The organism is Micromonospora sp. NPDC049523, assembly GCF_040676775.1.
GTDB lineage: Bacteria > Actinomycetota > Actinomycetes > Mycobacteriales > Micromonosporaceae > Micromonospora_G.
The window spans coordinates 377,247-394,347 of record NZ_JBFAPP010000004.1; the positions used below are offsets into that span (position 1 = coordinate 377,247).

At 71.0% G+C, this 17,101-nt stretch carries 18 protein-coding genes and 1 pseudogene; 10 read left to right on the forward strand and 9 right to left on the reverse strand.

All coding sequences use genetic code 11. The features are described 5' to 3' along the window. Nucleotides 1-361 precede the first annotated feature (361 nt). Nucleotides 362-1,351: a sigma-70 family RNA polymerase sigma factor gene (locus AB0J90_RS08455; protein WP_363593689.1), complete on the forward strand. Its 990-nt coding sequence runs from the start codon at nt 362-364 to the stop codon at nt 1,349-1,351. A 106-nt stretch (nt 1,352-1,457) separates the two neighbouring features. On the opposite strand, the gene AB0J90_RS08460 is transcribed toward AB0J90_RS08455, so the two are convergent. The 3 genes and pseudogenes from AB0J90_RS08460 to AB0J90_RS08470 form a co-directional block, all read right to left on the reverse strand. Then, nucleotides 1,458-2,132, reverse strand: coding sequence for a hypothetical protein (locus AB0J90_RS08460; RefSeq protein ID WP_363593537.1), 675 nt, complete (start codon nt 2,130-2,132; stop codon nt 1,458-1,460). 9 nt (nt 2,133-2,141) lie between these two features. Continuing rightward, a complete protein-coding gene (locus tag AB0J90_RS08465; RefSeq protein WP_363593539.1) occupies nt 2,142-3,104 on the reverse strand; it encodes an NlpC/P60 family protein in 963 nt (320 codons plus the stop codon). Further along, a pseudogene (locus tag AB0J90_RS08470) lies at nt 3,044-3,268 on the reverse strand (hypothetical protein); the annotation flags it as partial. The pseudogene AB0J90_RS08470 and the gene AB0J90_RS08465, both read right to left, overlap by 61 nt. Nucleotides 3,269-3,818: 550 nt before the next feature. On the opposite strand from AB0J90_RS08470, the gene AB0J90_RS08475 reads away from it, so the two are divergent. Continuing rightward, complete coding sequence (locus AB0J90_RS08475) at nt 3,819-4,367, forward strand: DUF6232 family protein (RefSeq protein WP_363593541.1); 549 nt, start codon at nt 3,819-3,821, stop codon at nt 4,365-4,367. A gap of 24 nt (nt 4,368-4,391) precedes the next feature. Here AB0J90_RS08475 and AB0J90_RS08480 read toward each other — a convergent pair whose 3' ends face one another. Continuing rightward, nucleotides 4,392-5,255, reverse strand: a complete 864-nt coding sequence (locus AB0J90_RS08480) for a helix-turn-helix transcriptional regulator (protein ID WP_363593543.1) — start codon at nt 5,253-5,255, stop codon at nt 4,392-4,394. A gap of 304 nt (nt 5,256-5,559) precedes the next feature. Between AB0J90_RS08480 and AB0J90_RS08485 the strand changes: the two genes are divergently transcribed. Further along, complete coding sequence (locus AB0J90_RS08485) at nt 5,560-5,760, forward strand: DUF397 domain-containing protein (RefSeq protein WP_363593545.1); 201 nt, start codon at nt 5,560-5,562, stop codon at nt 5,758-5,760. 266 nt (nt 5,761-6,026) lie between these two features. On the opposite strand, the gene AB0J90_RS08490 is transcribed toward AB0J90_RS08485, so the two are convergent. After that, nucleotides 6,027-6,362 (reverse strand): DUF3817 domain-containing protein, encoded by a 336-nt coding sequence (locus tag AB0J90_RS08490; RefSeq protein ID WP_326556031.1) that lies wholly within the window; start codon nt 6,360-6,362, stop codon nt 6,027-6,029. A 16-nt stretch (nt 6,363-6,378) separates the two neighbouring features. Continuing rightward, nucleotides 6,379-6,792, reverse strand: coding sequence for a hypothetical protein (locus AB0J90_RS08495; protein ID WP_363593547.1), 414 nt, complete (start codon nt 6,790-6,792; stop codon nt 6,379-6,381). Nucleotides 6,793-6,928: 136 nt separating this feature from the next. On the opposite strand from AB0J90_RS08495, the gene AB0J90_RS08500 reads away from it, so the two are divergent. From AB0J90_RS08500 to AB0J90_RS08510, 3 genes are read left to right on the forward strand one after another with little or no spacing between them, the layout of a single operon-like run. Further along, nucleotides 6,929-7,279, forward strand: a complete 351-nt coding sequence (locus AB0J90_RS08500) for a DUF6158 family protein (RefSeq protein ID WP_363593549.1) — start codon at nt 6,929-6,931, stop codon at nt 7,277-7,279. Between the two features lie 25 nt (nt 7,280-7,304). Beyond that, nucleotides 7,305-7,616, forward strand: a complete 312-nt coding sequence (locus AB0J90_RS08505) for a hypothetical protein (protein ID WP_363593551.1) — start codon at nt 7,305-7,307, stop codon at nt 7,614-7,616. Between the two features lie 46 nt (nt 7,617-7,662). Next, complete coding sequence (locus tag AB0J90_RS08510; protein WP_363593553.1) at nt 7,663-8,229, forward strand: DUF1360 domain-containing protein; 567 nt, start codon at nt 7,663-7,665, stop codon at nt 8,227-8,229. A gap of 30 nt (nt 8,230-8,259) precedes the next feature. Here the strand turns inward: AB0J90_RS08510 and AB0J90_RS08515 are convergent, their stop codons facing one another. Next, nucleotides 8,260-8,466 carry a hypothetical protein gene (locus AB0J90_RS08515; RefSeq protein WP_363593555.1) on the reverse strand — a complete coding sequence of 69 codons (207 nt, stop codon included), beginning with the start codon at nt 8,464-8,466 and terminating at the stop codon, nt 8,260-8,262. Between the two features lie 420 nt (nt 8,467-8,886). After that, a complete protein-coding gene (locus tag AB0J90_RS08520; protein WP_363593557.1) occupies nt 8,887-11,292 on the reverse strand; it encodes a transglycosylase domain-containing protein in 2,406 nt (801 codons plus the stop codon). A gap of 229 nt (nt 11,293-11,521) precedes the next feature. Between AB0J90_RS08520 and AB0J90_RS08525 the strand changes: the two genes are divergently transcribed. Together AB0J90_RS08525 and AB0J90_RS08530 are read left to right on the forward strand one after the other, a co-directional pair. Further along, nucleotides 11,522-12,814, forward strand: a complete 1,293-nt coding sequence (locus AB0J90_RS08525; RefSeq protein WP_363593559.1) for a pitrilysin family protein — start codon at nt 11,522-11,524, stop codon at nt 12,812-12,814. Then, on the forward strand, nt 12,811-14,157 hold the full coding sequence (locus AB0J90_RS08530) for a pitrilysin family protein (RefSeq protein ID WP_363593561.1): 1,347 nt from the start codon (nt 12,811-12,813) through the stop codon (nt 14,155-14,157). Before AB0J90_RS08525 ends, AB0J90_RS08530 begins: the two co-directional genes overlap by 4 nt. A 27-nt stretch (nt 14,158-14,184) precedes the next feature. Here AB0J90_RS08530 and AB0J90_RS08535 read toward each other — a convergent pair whose 3' ends face one another. Beyond that, the gene (locus AB0J90_RS08535; protein ID WP_363593691.1) at nt 14,185-15,348 is read right to left on the reverse strand and encodes a phosphatase PAP2 family protein; all 1,164 of its coding nucleotides are present in this window, start codon (nt 15,346-15,348) and stop codon (nt 14,185-14,187) included. Between the two features lie 204 nt (nt 15,349-15,552). Between AB0J90_RS08535 and AB0J90_RS08540 the strand changes: the two genes are divergently transcribed. Together AB0J90_RS08540 and AB0J90_RS08545 are read left to right on the forward strand one after the other, a co-directional pair. Beyond that, nucleotides 15,553-15,993 (forward strand): hypothetical protein, encoded by a 441-nt coding sequence (locus AB0J90_RS08540; RefSeq protein WP_363593563.1) that lies wholly within the window; start codon nt 15,553-15,555, stop codon nt 15,991-15,993. Next, on the forward strand, nt 15,990-17,066 hold the full coding sequence (locus tag AB0J90_RS08545) for an MFS transporter permease (protein ID WP_363593565.1): 1,077 nt from the start codon (nt 15,990-15,992) through the stop codon (nt 17,064-17,066). The genes AB0J90_RS08540 and AB0J90_RS08545 overlap by 4 nt, the downstream gene beginning before the upstream one ends. Nucleotides 17,067-17,101: the final 35 nt, after the last annotated feature.

Here is a 17,101-nt window from a genome sequence, read left to right on the forward strand (position 1 = left end):
CCACGTACAGGGGTAATCCTCAGCCGTGGTGAACCGTTCAGGGTCCTGGCGCGTGTTCTCGGAGTGACGAGGATCGCAGGTCGGTGGTGATGCGGATCGCTGTGCGTCGTTGTGTCGTGGTGTTGCTATTTATCCGGCCGAAGACTGCGCAACCGATCCGATATCCAGTACGGAAACGGGCTTCGCGGCAGCTGAAGAGGCCTCCTGACAGCAAACGTCGATCGTGTTCACAGCAACTACTCAGGCATTCGTGACACTTTCGACCCACGGGATGGAATCCCCAACGCGTCTCAACTGTTGTGTAGGTGTCAGCGCCACAGGGCACAGCAGGGGTTACGGGGGAGGGCTGATGAACGTGGGGATGGCAGGTAACCGGGCAACCGGGGTAGACGAGGGGACCGTGAGCGACGTGGAGAAGAGCATCGTGATGCGTACCGACGAGGTCGCCGAGGAGCGTGACCTGGTTGGCGTCTACCTGCACGAGATCTCCCGCACACCGCTGCTCGACGCCGCCAAGGAGGTCGACCTCTCGAAGTCGATCGAGGCGGGCCTCTATGCGGAGCACCTGCTCGAAGAGGGCCGGGTTCCGGTGGGCGTCGGTCGCGAGGAGCTGGAGCGCCTGGTGGTCGAGGGGGATCGGGCGAAGGATCTGTTCATCCGGGCGAACCTGCGGCTGGTGGTTTCGATCGCCCGTCGTTACGTACGTTCCGGGATGCCGATGCTCGACCTGATCCAGGAGGGCAACACCGGCCTGGTTCGGGCGGTGGAGAAGTTCGACTACGAGCGTGGCTACAAGTTCTCGACGTACGCCACCTGGTGGATCCGTCAGGCGATCAGCCGGGCGATCGCCCAGCAGGAGCGGACCGTACGGCTGCCGGTGCACCTGGTCGAGGACGTCAACCGGATGCGCAACGTGGCGCGCCAGCTCACCCGCGAACTCGGTTCCGACCCGGAGCCCGAGCAGATCGCGGCGTCCCTGGGCGTCACCGTGGAACGGGTGCACGAGCTGGTCCGCTGGTCGCAGGACACGGTGTCGTTGGACACCCCGGTCGGCGACGACGGCGACACCAACCTCGGTGACCTGGTCGCCGACAGCGACGCGCCGTCGCCCGAGGAGATCGTGCTGACCGCTCTGGAGCGGCAGCGGATCGAAGGCCTGCTCAACCACCTGGACGACCGTTCGGCCGGCATCATGCGGGCCCGCTACGGCCTGGAGGACGGGCGCGAGCACTCGCTCACCGAGGTCGCCTCGCGCTTCTCGCTCTCCCGGGAGCGGATCCGCCAGCTCGAGATCCAGGCGCTGGGCCGGCTGCGTGAGCTGGCCCGTGCCGAGGGGCTGCAGGCCGCGTAGGCGCTGCCAGGACGAAACACAACGGCAAGGATGGCCGGTGTTCCCGAAGCTTCGGGGGCACCGGCCATCGCCGTTGCATGCCTTGCCCGGTCCAGCCGGGCGGCCGTCAGTTGCCGAACCTCGCCACCACGTCGCCGAGCCGGCTGTCCGGTTCGGCGGCGCAGGCCTGGGTGACCGCGGTCAGGGCCAGCGGCGTGTCCAGTTCGGGTAGCCCGCGGGCCAGTGCGATCGCCCGCAGTGCCCGGGTCCGGTCCTCCCTCGGCGCCTCGCGGAAGTCGGCGCAGGAGGACTGGGAGGTGAGGCCGCCGCTGTCGTCCAGGTCACCGAGGATGTTCCGGGCCACCAGGCAGACCACCGCTACCGCGACGGTCAGCACCGCGAGGGCGACGAGCAGCGTACGTCGGGACAACCGCCGTCCACCGCCGGGCAGCGGGCGATCCGGGGAGTTCGTGCGGGTGTCGTCGGCGGTGACGGTTGCCGGCCCCTGCGGCGGGACCGCCACGACGGCGTCGGCCAGCTCGGCCGCGTACGTCGGGTCGTCCTGGGCGGCGGTCGTGAGCAGTCGGCGTACGAGGGAGTTGTTGCGGGGTTGCCGGACGAACTCGGCCAGCGCCTCCGCTTCGCCCAGTGCGCGCAGCCGGGCGGCGACAAGCTCGTAGAGCGACCGGGCGGCGGTGTCGCCACCCCGCCCCGCCGCGGTGGTGCCGATCGCTGGCAGGTACGGCGTCAGGCGTTCGATCGCCGTACCCGCCAGCGTGTCGGGGCTCTCGGGCGTGGTCACCCGGGCAGGTTAGCGGACCCGGCCGTAACCGTAGGGTTTCATCATGTCCACGCTGGCCAGTTTCACGCTGTCGCCGAAGCTCGGCGCGTGGATCACCTGGTTGTTGCCGACGTAGAGCGCGACGTGTCCCAGACTGCTGTAGAAGACCAGGTCCCCGGCTTGCAGTGAGCTTCGGCTGATGTGTGCCACCTGGCCCCACTGCATTTCCGCGTTGTGTGGCAGGGACTTGCCGGCCGCCTTCCACGCGGCCAGGGTCAGCCCGGAGCAGTCGTAGCCGTTGGGCCCCTCGGCCGCCCAGACGTACGGCTTGCCGATCGCGTTGTACGCGTACGTCACGGCCACGCCGGCCTTGCCGGAGACGGCCGGGATCTTGCCGGTGTACTTGGTGCCGGTCGAGGTCGCCGAGCCGTACGCCTTGCGGCGCAGGTCGGAGAGCTTCTTGATGTCGGCCTCGATCTTCTTCTTGCCGGCGTCCAGTTCCTTGGCCTGTGCGGTCTGCCGGGCCAGGACGCCGTCGAGCTTTGCCTTCTGGTCGACGTACTGCTTCTGGGTGGCGTTCAGCCCGGCGAGCTGCTGGTCCCGGTCGCGGGCCAGGTAGTCGAGGGTGCCGAGCCGGTCGATCAGGCTGTCCGCGGCGTTGTCGCCGAGCAGTGCGTCCGCCGTACGCAGACCGCCCGCCTTGTACGCCTTCGTGGCGAGTGCGGCGACGTCTGCGCGGCTCTGCGTGGCCTGCTGCTCCAGCGGAGCGAGTTTTGTGCTCAGTTCGGCGGTCGCGGCCTTGGTGCTCTTGATCTGCTCGTTGAGCTTGTTGTACGACTCGACGATCTTTTCCAGCTCGGTCGAAGCTTTGTCGATCTGTTGCGTGAGCTCGGCGGCGGACGGTTCCGCCTGGGCGATCGTCGTCGGTGCGATCAGCCCGACCGACAGACCCGCCAGGACGAGCGAGCGCAACAGGATCCGCGCGGATGGCAAGAGTGCGGAGCCCCTTCCTTTCTCACCGCCGACCGGATCTCCCGATCTACCGGTCCGGGTCCTGTCGGACCGAGGTCGAGCCGGCGTGCCGCGCCACGAGTAGCGGTGGTGTCCGCTGCGGGCTGCCATCGTGAGACGGCGGTGTCCGCTGTGGAGCGACTGCGGACCGCGACTGCGGAGTGTCACTGCGTGGTCGGGTCCGGCTGGTGCGGTTCGGCGGTGCCGGGCCGGCATCACCCAGGGGGATGACTGACCACCGGACCAGCGAAAACCAACCTAGTCCCAGGTCCGGGGCCGGCAACAGTGGGGGCCGAGCGTTCTGCGGCAAGTGGAGCGGATAAGCGGAATGTCGGGATCACCCGCGGTGGTGAACCGGAGTCGCTTGGTGATATACCGGGTGGGTCCCGTACCCGGACTCGCCGAGTGCCCCTTTGGCCGGTGTTGGCAAATGGGGTAGCGCCTGGCGGTGGGCTAAAGCATCACAAAGAAGGACATAAATCTGTCCAGGGAGCTAGCTGCCGCCTGGAAATCTGCCAGGTGGCTGAATTAGCGCTTCCCACTTCTGGCACGTCCTTCGCACAATGATTGCAGGGCCGGAATCGAATTCCGGCAACGGCATCGTTGCAAAACGATGATCGGCACCTGGCTGCCACCAAGTGCCGATCTTTACAGATCCCCCACATCAGCCCGCCTCACGAGCCGTTGGAGGCTGTCATGCATCCTACTCGCGACTCCGCGCGCCGAACAGGTACACAATCCGTCACCGGAAAGCAGCCCGAACGGCCGGCTCCGATCGAGTTCTACCGGCAGCCCGGCGTACAGGTCACGAGCGAATCGTTCACCGTGGCGGGCCGCCGTTTTCCGGTGACCGAGCTGACCCAGCTCAGGACCGCCCGCGGTCCGCACGACCCGCTGACCGTACGGGCGGTGGTCGTGACCGGGGGTGTGCTGGTCGTGATCGGGGTCGCCTTCGGCTACACCGGCGAGTTCTACCGGCTGACCGCCGCCACCTACCTGGCCCTCGGCGCCGCCGCGTTCCTCCCGGTGGTGCTCGCCTTCCTCGGCCACCGGCTGCGCCCACCGACACACGAGCTGTGGGGGCGCTACCGGGGAGAGATGATGCTGTTGTTCAGCAGTGACCAGGAGCGCCAGTTCGGCCAGCTCACCCGGGCGCTGCGCCGGGCACAGGAGGTCGCACGCTACGGCGGCGTGGCCGAACCGCTGGTCACCTCGTCCCCGCCCTGGGAACCTCCGCCCCGCTGACCGATCGGCCGCCGAGCGCCCTGGTCAGGCCAGGTCGCGGGCGATGGCGGCGATCCGTTCGAGGGACTCCGCCGGGCTCATCGCCGCCCGCTGCAGTCCCTCGAACGTCATCAGGTGCGAGGTCACCGACTCCGGATGGTCGAGTACGTCCTCCAGCCCGGTGCTCTCCAGGTAGACCGCGTCGGTCTCCTCCGAGCCGGCGAAGCAGACGATCACGAACTGGCCGAGCGGGGTGTAGATGGTGGAGGTGAACGGCAGCACCTGGATCGTGATGTGCTCCACCTGGGCGAGCCGTACCAGGTTGAGCAGTTGCTCACGGATCACCTCACGACCACCGGTCTGCCGGTGCAGGGTCGCCTCGTCGAGCACCACGTCGATGGTGGGCGGCTCGGGTCGGTCGAGCACCTCGCGCTGGCGGCGCAGGCGCAGCGCCACCGACGCCTGCGCCTCCGCCGCGTCGTTGAAGTTCGGGATCACGGACTGCACCACGGCCTGCGCGAACGCCTCGGTCTGGAGCAGCCCGGGCATGCCGACCGACTGGTAGAAGCAGAGCCGGGAGGCCTCCGCCTCAAGTCCGATGTATGCGTAGTAGGCCGGTGGCACGCTGTCGCGGTACTGCGACCACCAGGTGCGCTGCCGGGCCACCCTGGCCAGGTCCACCAACTTCGCCACCTGCGCCGGGTCGGTGACCTGGTAGTGGTGCAACAGGGCCTTGACGTCGTTGGTGGAAATGGAGACGTAGCCGGACTCGATCCGGATCAGCTTGGACAGCGACCAGTCCATCGCGACGGCCACCTGCTCCTGGGTGAGTCCGGAGGCCTCGCGGGCCCGACGGATCGCCGAGCGGAGCCTGCGTCTGCCCACCGTCGGGCCAAATGCCGTGGTCATCAGACTCTCTCTGTCAACGGCAGACCGGCGGCTGGGCGAGGGGTCGCCGTGCCGGTGTCGTCAGGATGCCACCTGGCCATCCGCTACATACCAGATGGGCGGGCTATCGAGCAGGCTACACCGGGCGCGCAAACGAATACCAGAGCATTGCAGCGGCCCGCGACCGGCCGGTAGCCGTCAGTATAAGCAACAAGTGAAACACCATAATGTACGCAATTCCGGGCTATCCGCCTCGCTGGCCGACCGGTATCGTCTCCTCGTCGCGGCACCCGCCGTGCAAGGTAACGGGTCGCAAGGAGGACGCATGTCGCAGCCGGGTCCCGTCACGGGTACGTGGCGGAAGAGCACTCGATGCGAATCGCAGAAATGCGTAGAGGTATCCGAGGTCACGGCCGGAATGGCGGTCCGCAACTCCACCGACCCGGACCGCTACGTGGTCTTCCCCGCAACCGCCTGGCAGGCCTTCGTGGACACCGTCCGCGCCCGGGAGTTCGGCCACCGCTGACCGCCCACCCGGCCGCCGGTACGGCGTACCGCGGAGGTGCCGGTGACCCGTGGAGCGGGTGGATTCACGTACGCGCTCACGCTTCACTCAGGATCGGCGCCTTCTGCGGCCGGGTCCACCGTGCGACATTGGATCGACGTGGAACGTCACGCCCCGACGTCGACACCCGCCCCACCGGTCCTTTGCCGCGGACCGGTCGGCCGGACGGCGGGCGGTTCCACTCCGCCGTGCGGGAGGGGCGCCCGCGGTCGTGATCGACCCGGGGGTCAGCCGGCGACGGTCTGCGGCTGCGGCTGCTCCTCCCGTACCTGCGCGGCGATCCGGCGGCGCACCACCCGTTCGGCGTAGAACGACACGAACGGGACGGTGCCGGCGAGCATCACCAGCAGCATCTGGCCGAGCGGCCACTTCGCCCGGCGGGTCACGTCGAACGCGGCCACCAGGTAGATCATGTACAGGAAACCGTGCGCCGGACCGATCGTCTCGACCACCACCGGCTCGTCCCAGCCGTACTTCAACGGCATCCCCACGATGACCAGCAGGATCAGTACGACACCTACGACGTAGGCGATCACACGGTATCGGGTCAGGGCTGCGCCCACTTCGTTCCGTTCCTTCCTACCGGCCGGGGCCGGGGTAGTCGCCGGGCCGGGCGCCCGGATTCGCGTTCAACCACGCCAGGTAGTGGTTGTACTCGCTCAGTTCGGGATCGCTCTCCTGCGCCGGCACCAGCACCCGGGCGGTACGCGCCGAGCGGACCGGTCGCCGTACGCCGGGAGTGCCGGCCGGCGGCGGTGCCGGCGCGGTCGGCTCGGCCCGGTCCCCGCCGCGCAGGGTGTGCCGGGCCTCGCGGATCCAGAGGAAGATCACAAAACCGGCGAAGATCGGCCACTCGACCGCGTACGCCCAGCTCAGCGTGTTGCCGGCCGCCGCCCGGCTGATCTGCCACCAGCCGAGCGCCATGAACCCGGCCACGAGCGCGATGGTGAGCACGTGGCGGCCTATCCACGCCGGTGTCCACAACCGTCTCATGGGTCTAGAGCGTACCGGCGGCCGAGCGGCTTCTCCGACGAGGCGTCGTAGTTCGCGCTCACCGCCGAGTGTTTGGGGTGTCCCCACGGTGGGCATCCGTCCAGTCGCCAACCCAGTCGAGCAACCGGGGGCGACAATGACCGAATCAGCACGCGGTGCCCAGTTCGGGGTGCCCGGACCCGTCGACGACAGTCCCGAGCAACGGGTCGGGGAGTGGGACGGCGACCACGCCGCCAATCGTGCGACGGTGCCCGCCGACTTCGTCGTGGAGACCGGCGACCTCGGCATCGACCCGGCCGAACTCGGTGACGAGGACCTGATCCGGGAGCTGCACAGCCTGCACCGGACCCGGCTCGACACGCTCCGGCACGCCGCGGACACGGCCCTCGCGAACCACCTGCGCCGTACCGCCGAGTTGGAGACCGAGTACCTCAGCCGGCATCCCGGCCGCGAGGTCGACCCGGCCCGGCTCCGGAACGGCGACTGAGGTGGCGGCACACGCGGAGCGGGGAATGTCCGCGCCACCCGAGGTGGTCTTCAACACCGCGACCGACCCCGACCGGGTGGACGCCTGGCTGCCGGCACCGCTGCGCCGCGACGGCGGCACGCCCGCCGGGGTCACCGAGGCGCTCGGGGCCCACTGGCGGACCAGCGGCTCGCCGACCTGGTCGGCCCGGCTCCAGGTCCGACCCACCGATGCCGGCGGGGCCAGCGTACGACTGGAGCTGGAGTCCGACCCGCCGGACCAGGGACTCGACCGGCTCGCCGACGAGTCGCTGACCAACCTGGCCCGCGAGGTCGCGGACAACCTGACCGCCGGCTGACCGGCACCCGAAACTGCTGCACCACGACCGATCGAGGGAGTCGGCAATGACTGTTCGGGACAGGGTCGAGCGGCTACGCCGGGCGTACGCGCCACACGAGCACCGGCCGCTCGGCGGTTACCTGGTGGCGCTCGGTGCGTACGCCGGGGTGACCGCCGGGCTGACCGGAGTGGTACGGGCCACCCGTACGCCGGTGCCGGCCGCCCCGTCGACCAAGGACGTCGTACTGCTCGCCATCGCCACCCACAAGCTCAGCCGGCTGCTCACCAAGGACGCCATCACCAGCCCGCTGCGCGCCCCGTTCACCAGCTACGACCGGCCGATCGGCAGCGGGGAGGTGATGGAGCAGGTACGCGACCAGGGCAGCAGCACCCGGCACGCCCTCGGTGAGCTGCTGAGCTGCCCGTTCTGCCTGGCGGTCTGGGTGGCCACCGGCCTGACCGGCGGGCTGGTCCTCGCCCCTCGGCTCACCCGCCTGGTCGCCACCGCGCTGACCGCGGTGGCCGCCTCCGACTTCCTCCAGTTGGCGTACGCCACCGCGCAGCAGGCCGCCGAGGGTGGCGGCCACCCGCACTCGGCCGACCCCGAACCGGACTCACCCGCGTCGAGCTGACTCGGCTGGAGGCGGGTACGCGGGCGCGGGTCAGGTCGGGGTGCCGCCCAGCAACTCGGCCGCCTCGTCGTCGGCGTACTCGCCCTCGGGCATCGCGGTGATCCTGGTCAGCAACTCGGCGGGGAGGTCGGCGGCGACCGCGCGACGGTGGATCTCGCCCTGGGTGAGCCGTTCCTGACCGTCGTAGAGATCGTCGAGCAGGTCGTCGAGCGCGGGGCGGAGCGGATCGTCGGTCACGCAGCCCAGCTACCCCGCGCGAGGTGGGTCAAACACCCCGATGGCGGACTACCGCCGCGCCGGTACGCCCCGGTGGCGGCAGTGACATGAGCCACAGCGGCGGATGGAATCCCGGGCGGGGTCGGCTCGTTGTGATGACTGTCGGTGTGACCAGTGTCCCCGGGCCTCACCTAACTGCCTTCGCGGAATACCGTTCGGCTGGAGCCGCGTCGTGCCACTCGCCGAGAGGCGACCTGCACACCGACACCCGCGCCGCCCATGGCACCAGCCGTGGGCGGCGTATTTTCTTGCACTCCACCCTTTTTCTCGCACTCCACCCCTTCCGAACCTCGGTTCCACCCGTGCCGCCCACGACGGGTGTCGTGGGCGGCATCGTGGGCGGCCTCCCCAGGCGTGGTCGGCGAGGGACGCGGGACCAGGTCAGTCGGGTACGGGCACAGCGGCGCTCGGCGCGAACCGTCCGTTGCTCAGTCGCAGGGTCACCACCGCACCGGCGACCGCCCGGGTGCCGGGATCGGTATCGACGACCACGCCCTGCGGGCAGTCCGAGTCGACCCGGTCCGGATGCACCGCCACCCGGAAGCCGGCCGCCCGCAGACGCTCCGTCGCCTGCTGCGCCGTGACGCACTTCAGCACCGGGAGAGGCAGCTCGGGCAGGCCCATCAGGGTTGCCGTGGCCTTCGGGAAGTCGCGTACCGGTTTGCCGGTCATCGCGTCGGCGAGGGTCTGCGAGACCGCCGGAACCACCACCTCGCGCGGCATCCCGGCGGTGCCTCCGGGCCAGTCCGGATCGCCCAGCATGCCGGCGACGGTGAGCGCGGTGGTCGTCTCCACCACCGAGGCGGTACGGCGGCCGTCCGTGGTGCCGGTCTTGCCGGCCACCGGGTGCCCGACGAGCTGGCGGGCCTCGCCCGCGGTCGACTCCCGGCACCGGTTCGCGGTCGACGTGTCGCCGACCGGGCACCGGGCGGCGTCGACCGCCGCGTACGCGATCTCGGGGCGGACCGCGCGCCGACAGCGAGGCCGCACCGCGTCGAGCTGGCTGCCGGTCCGGTCCTGGATCTCCTGCACCGGCGTGGGTGCGCAGTACCGGCCCCCGGCGGCCAGGGTCGCGTACGCGTTGGCCAGCTCCAGCGGGGTGGTCGCCGACACGCCCAGGGTGAACGCGCCCCACCGGTCGGCCGACTTCGGGTCGTTCGCCAGTGCCGCGTCCTCCCGCGCCCGGAACCCGATCCCGAGCCGCCTGGCCACGTCCACCACGTTCGCCGCACCGACCCGTTCGGTCAGCGGCACGAAGTAGGTGTTGACCGAGGAACCCATCGCGGTCCACATGTCGTGCTTGCCGGCCACCTTCTCGTCGTAGTTGCTCGGGCAGTACCGCCGCGTACCCGGGCAGGCCGCCGGACTGCCCGGCTCGACGGTGTACGACGACTCGTACCGCGGCGGTGCGTCGAACGAGTACGACAGCGGGATGCCCCGTTCCAGGGCGGCCACCACGGTGAAGATCTTGAAGGTGGAGCCGGCCTGGTACCCGGCGACGTCCGCACCGCCGGTGAGCAGCGGATTGGTCGTACGCGGGTAGGTGCCCCTGACCCCGGCCGCGGCCTTCGCCGGATCGGTGGCCGGGCCGTTGGTCGGCTCCGCCGGGTCGTCCAGGGCGTAGTCGCGGTTCGCGGCCAGTGCCCGTACCCGCCCGGTGCCGGGCTCGACCGCGGCCAGCATCAGCGCCTGCGACGCCCCGGTCGGCAGCTCCCGCTCGACGTTGCGGTGTGCCGCCTCCTGGGTGGGCGCGTCCAGGGTGCTGACGATCCGGTACCCGCCGCCCTTCAACCGCCGTTCCCGGTCGTACTCGGTGCTGCCGAACGTCTCCTGGTCCAGCCACCAGCGGTAGAAGTAGTCGCAGAAGAAACCCCAGTCCTGCTTGCCGGTGACCGAGCAGCCGTTCGCCGCCACCCGCCCCTGCACCGCCAGCGGCACCGCCCGCGCCGCCGTCGCGTCCGCCTCGCTGATCGCCCCGGTCTCGACCATCTGCCCGATCACCCAGTTGCGCCGGTTCAGCGTCTCGGCCGCACCGCGCCCGGTGGTGTCCAGCGCGTTGTAGAAGCTCGGCGACTTCACCAGCCCGGCCAACATGGCGGCCTCCGGCACGGTCAGCTCGCGGGGCTGCTTGCCGAAGTAGAACCGGGCCGCGGCCGAGACGCCGTACGTGCCGTTGCCGAACGGGGCCAGGTTCAGGTAGCGCCGCAGGATCTCGTCCTTGCTCAGGTGCACCTCCAGCAGCGACGCCAGGCGCATCTCCCGCAGCTTGCGCGCCTTGGTGTCCTCGCTGGCCGCGACGACCGCCTGCGGATCCGACGCCGAGTAGGTGGCGGTCATCCGTACCACCTGCATGGTCAGCGTCGACGCACCCTGCCGGCCGCCGACGCTGTTGGCGACCAGCGCCCGCAGGAAGCCCCGTACGTCGATGCCCCGGTGCCGGTAGAACCCGTGGTCCTCGGCCGCGATGATCGCGTCGCGCATCGCCGGGGCGACGTCGGCGAGCGCCACGTCCTGGCGGTTCTCGTCGAAGAACACGGCCAGCGGCGTACGGCCGTCGGCGGCGAACACCCGGCTCGCCTGCGGCGCCTCGCTCACCCGCAGCTCGACCGGAAGGGTCTCGAACGCCTCCAACCCGGCCTTCGCCGCCAGCCCGGTGAACGCCAGACCGGGGAACGCCAACGCGGCGACCAGCACCCCGGCGGCCAGGCCGGCGACCAGCATCATCCCGATCCTGATCAGGAGGACCTGCCGGGGCGTGCGCGTGCGGACTTGTCGGTGCGCGGACATTCGACACCACCTTCGGGTACGACCGGACCTTCGGGTACGACGGGCAGCAGGCAGCCCTGACCAGTAGATCGGCCGGGGGGACCGGTGGTGGCCGACGCGGCCAGGATCCCCCGAAGGGGATCGCGATTGCCCCGACCGGCGGCGCGGCGCCGGCCCCCGCGCGGATGATCCGGCAGTTCGCTCGACCACCTGTGCCGTGGCGGCGTCCGGATCGGATAGCGTCGTCTCCATGCCCGAGACCGGTTACCCCTGGCCGATCGAAACCACCCGGCTGGACAACGGCCTGCGTGTGGTTGTCAGCGAGGATCGCACCGCCCCCGTGGTGGCGGTCAACCTCTGGTACGACGTCGGGTCGCGACACGAACCCGACGGCCAGACCGGCTTCGCCCACCTCTTCGAGCACCTCATGTTCGAGGGCTCGGTGAACGTGGCCAAGACCGAGCACATGAAGCTTATCCAGGGCTCCGGCGGCTCGCTCAACGCGACCACCAACCCGGACCGGACCAACTACTTCGACACGGTGCCGGCCGAGCATCTGGCGTTGGTGCTCTGGCTGGAGGCCGACCGGATGGGCGGGCTGGTGCCGGCGCTGACCCAGGAGACGCTGGACAACCAGCGCGAGGTGGTGAAGAACGAGCGGCGCCAGCGGTACGAGAACGTCCCGTACGGCGACGCCTGGCTGCGCCTGCTGCCGCTGCTCTACCCGCCGGGGCACCCGTACCACCACTCCACGATCGGGTCGATGGGCGACCTGAACGCGGCCGACCTGGCCACCTTCCAGAACTTCCACACCACCTACTACGCGCCGAACAATGCGGTGCTGACCGTCGTCGGCGACACCTCGGCCGCCGAGGTCTTCGCGCTGGCCGAGCGGTTCTTCGGCGGGCTGAAGCCGCGGGCCGACATTCCGCCCGCACCGGACGGGCTGGTGGTGCCGGCGACCGGCGTACCGGCGACCGAGACGGTGTACGCCGACGTACCGGCGCCGCGGGTCTACCTGGCCCACCGCACGTACCCGTTCGGCACCCCGGAGTACGACGCGGTGACGGTCCTCGGCTACCTGCTCGGCAACGGCCGGGGCAGCCGCCTCTACCAGCGGCTCGCCGACGGGGCCCGGCTCGCGCAGCCGGACAACATCGGCTCGTACGGGGTCGACCTGGCGCACGCGCCGGCCCCCCTGATCATCACCGCCACCGCCCGCCCCGGAGTCTCCGCCGACGAACTGACCGCCGGGCTGACCGAGGTGGTCGACGAACTCGCCGACGGCGGGGTGACCGGGGCCGAACTCGACCGGGCCCGCGCCCTGCTGACCACCGCCTGGTGGCGTTCGCTGTCGACGGTCGACGGCCGGGCCGACACCCTCGGCCGGTACGCGCTCCAGTTCGGTGACCCGGCCCGCGCGGCCGACCGGCTGCCGGCCTGGCTCGGTGTCGGTGCCGACCAACTGGCCGAGGTGGCCGCCGAGGTGCTGCGTCCGGCCGACCGGGTGACCCTGACCTACCTGCCGGAGGAGAAGGCATGACGCTCATCGCTGACCGTCCGGAGACGGGCGAGCCGCGCCCGTACCGCTTCCCCCAGGTGGTGCGGCGGACGGTGGCCGGCGGTGAGGTCGTCGCCGCCCACCTGCCCGGGCACAACCTGGCCGCCGCCACGCTGCTGCTCGACGCGGGCGCCGGCCGGGAGCCGCTCGGCCGCGAAGGGCTCGGCGGGGTGCTGGCCAAGGCCCTCGAAGAGGGGACCGCCCAGCGGGACTCGTCCGCGTACGCACTGGCGCTGGAGGGGCTCGGCACCGAGCTGAGCATCGGCAGCGACTGGGACGCCTTCCAGGTCGGGGTCCAGGTGCCGGCACGCCGGCTGCTGGCCGCGGTGACCCTGATGGCCGAGGCCGTCCGGACGCCCAGGCTCGACGCCGCCGACATTATTCGGGTACGCGACGACGAGGTCACCGCGCTGCGGATGTACTGGGCCAACCCCGGCCCCCGGGCCGATGCCGCGCTGCGGGCCGACCTGTTCGGCGCCGACCAGCGGCACGGCCGACCCATGGACGGCGACCCGGATTCGGTGGCCGCGGTCGACGTCGACGACGTGACCGCGTTCCACGCCGACTGGCTGCTCCGCCCCGGCACCCTGCTGGTCGCCGGTGACCTGGACAAACTCGACCTCGACGCGCTCGGCGAGGCGGCCTTCGCCGGTGCCTCCGGTGCCCCGGCGCCGGTCGACCCGCCGATCGAGGTCGCGGTACGCGACCAGCGGCGGATCATCGTGGTGGACCGGCCCGGTTCGGTGCAGTCGACGCTGCGCCTCGGACACCCCGGACCGCACCGCGCCCACCCGGACTACGTGCCGATGACCCTGGTCGGCACCGTGCTCGGCGGGGCGTTCACCTCCCGGCTGAACCACCTGCTGCGCGAGGTACGCGGCTACACCTACGGCATCCGTTCCGACTTCGGCCTGTCCCGGCGATTCGGCCGGTTCGTGGTCGCCGGAAACGTACAGACGGCGGTGACCGCGCCGGCTCTGGTGGACGCGATCGGCGAGATCACCCGTACGGCGGTCGAGGGCGTGACCGAGCCGGAGTTGGCGGTCGCCCGGTCCTGGCGGGCTGGTCAGCTCTCGGTGGAGTTGCAGTCGCCCCGGGCCATCGTCGGCGCCCTCGGCACCCTGGTGCTGTACGGGCTGCCGGACGACTACCACGCGACGTTGCGTACCCGGTTGTTGGACGCGACCGAGGCGGAGGTGTCGGCGGCGGCCGCCACCCACCTGCACCCGAACGGGTTGACCCTGGTGGTGGAGGGCGACGCGGCGCTGATCCGGGACGAGATCGCGGCGACCGGGCTCGGTGAGGTGGTCGACGCAGGGCAGTAGCCCGAACGTGTCGTGCGCCGGAGCCGGTCAGCGGGAACGCTGGCCGGCTTCCGTCGTCCTGTTGCCCGTGCCGACCCGGGCGCCGTCCTGCTCGGGCGCCTGCCTCGGCCGAGGTGTGCCGGCCGGGTCGGTCGTACCGGTGTCGGTCGTCCCGACGGGTCGGGACGGCCCGGTCGGGTCGACGGGTCCGGCGGGTGGCTCGTCCGGCCCGCCGGGATCGGTCGGTGGACCGGTCGGGCCGGCGGGTCCGGTGGTCGGACCGATCGGTGGCGGCGTGTGCGGGCCGCCCGGGTCCGAACCGGGGGCGGCCGGGCCGGCCATTCGTGCCCGGCGTGCGGCCCACCAGCGTTCACCCGCGCCGACCAGCAGGAACACCCCCACCACGTAGGCCCAGCCGACCAGCACGTCGATCACGTAGTGCTCGCCGGTGTAGACCAGGGTGAAGGTCATCGCCAGCGGGTACGCCAGCAGCAGCGGCCACCACCGGCGCTTCACCGACGGCAGGAAGAAGAGCACGACAAAGAGCGCGAACGCGGTGTGCAGCGACGGCATCGCGGCCACCGGGTTCGAGGCGAGCTGGAGCACGTTGAGCGTGTTGCCCGCGCCGTGCAGGCCGAACTCCTGCCAGCCCCGGTTCGAGATCCGGGCCACCTCGACCGGGAGGAAGCCCTCCACCGAGGCCCACCACGGCGGCGCCGCCGGATAGACGAAGTACGTGATCAGCCCGGCCAGGCTCAGCGCGAACCAGCGGCGCATGAAGGCGGCCCAGCGCGGGCGCGACTTCAGCCAGAGCACCACGGCGGCGGCCAGCGCGGCGACGAAGTGGGAGAAGTAGACGAAGCTCGCGAGTACGTCGTACCAGCGCACGTCGGGGTGGTAGAGGTGCTGCTGCAACCAGATCGTCGGGACCACGCCCCCGGTCGCCCAGCCGAACATCCACTCGTCGGCGTGGATCAGCTCGGTGACGTGCGGGTCGAAGTAGTCGTCGGCGAAGCCACGGGAGACGTTGTAGATCGCGAGCAGGATCACCACCGGCAGCCAGTCCCGTACGAAGACCAGGTGCTGTCGCCACGGCAGGTGGATGCGCCAGGCGACGGTCGCGGCCCAGAGCCAGAAGAAGGCGTAGAGCGGGTCGGTGGGCAAGCCGATCAGGAGCCAACCGGCCACGAAGGCGGCGATCCAGACCGCCATCGCCCCGGCCCGCCGCAGACGCAGCTCAGCGGCGGTGCGCTCGGGGGCGGACCCGGCCGGCGACCCGGACGCTTGCTTCCTCCTCATGGCGACCCAGGCTAGCCGCCCGGTCTGATCGGGACCGACGCCGGGGCGGGATGTCCGAGATGGGACGAGCAGGCCGGCGGAGGAATTTTCTGGACGGCGGCCAGTATTGTGCGGCGAATGGAATCGCTGACCGCCCGCGGTCGCCTGGTCCGGGTGGTGGTGACCCTGGTCGGCGCTGGCCTGTTGTTGGCCGGGACGCTGGTCGGCTCGGACGACAACTTCCCGTTCGGTCCGTTCCGCATGTACGCCACCACCGACCGGCTCGACGCCCCGGTGGCCGAGGCGCTGGTGCTGGCCCGGGACGCGGTCGGGGACGAACTCGTGCTGACCGAGCGGGAAACCGGTATCCGGCGGGCCGAGATCGAGGGGCAGCTGAGCCGGTTCGCCGCCGACCCGACCCGGTTGAGCCTGGTCGTGGACGCGTACCACCGGCGCAACCCGGACCGGCCGGCGCTGGAGACCGTCTCGATCGTGATCCGCCGGCACTCGATGACCGACGGTCGGCCGACCGGGGTCGACACCGACGAGACCGTGGTCAACTGGCAGGTGACCCGGTGAGGCGGGTCGGCGACTGGCTCACCACGCCGGTGCCGCTGGGCCGGGTGGCGGCATTCCGTACGGTGGTCTACCTGCTGGTGGCCGCGGACATCGTCTTCTTCACCGGTTGGCTGCGGGGCCGGACCGCGGTCTCCGGCGAGCTGTACGCGCCACTGCTGGTCGGCCGGATGATGCCGCTGCCGACCCCGAACGCGGCCCTGGTCACCACGCTGTTCTGGGTGCTGCTGGCGGCCACGCTCGCCGCTGCCACCGGGCGGGCACCCCGACTGCTCGGCTGGACGGTGCTGGCCCTCTACTTCGAGTGGCTGGTCATCGCGTTCAGCTACGGCAAGGTCGACCACGACCGGTTCGGCATCCTGGTCGCCCTGGCCGTCCTGCCGACCGTCGGCCGGGCCCGGCACGGCGACCTGACGCCCAGCGCCAAGGCCGGTTGGGCGCTGCGGGCCACCCAACTCGCGGTGATCGCGACCTACTTCCTGGCCGCCTGGGCGAAGCTGCGCTTCGGTGGGCTCGACTGGCTCACCGGCGCCACCCTGGCCCGTGCGGTGATCCGGCGCGGCACCTTCGCCAGCGACTGGCTGCTCGACGTGCCCGTACTGCTCACCGTCGGGCAGTTCGGGATCATGGCGTTCGAGCTGACCAGCCCGCTGGTCTTCGTGCTGCGCGGTCGGGCTCGGTACGCGATGATCGGCTTCTTCTACGTCTTCCACGCGGTGACCTGGTCGGCGATCACCATCTCCTTCATGCCGCACCAGGCGGCGATGACGAGCTTCCTGCCGCTGGAACGGGTCCGTCCGGTGCTCTGGGTCCAGCAGCGCCTCGCCGGCCGGTCGAGAAGCCCCTTCGGCCGCGGCGCCGACCCGCTCGGCATACCGGTCTCCCCGGCCGGGCCGGTGGTACCCGTGTCCCCGGCCGGGCCGGTGACGTCGGTCGCACCGCCGTCCGGCGACCCGCCGCCGGTGGGGGCGGTGACCGGGGCCGGCGACCCGGGGCCGCCGCACGTCGAGGACACCAGCGGGACCGGTGGTGCGGCAGGTGGCGGTGGTGCGGATCGGGCCGGCGGTGGGAACTGAGTGCCGTGCGGGCCGATCTTCTGGGTAGCCTCACA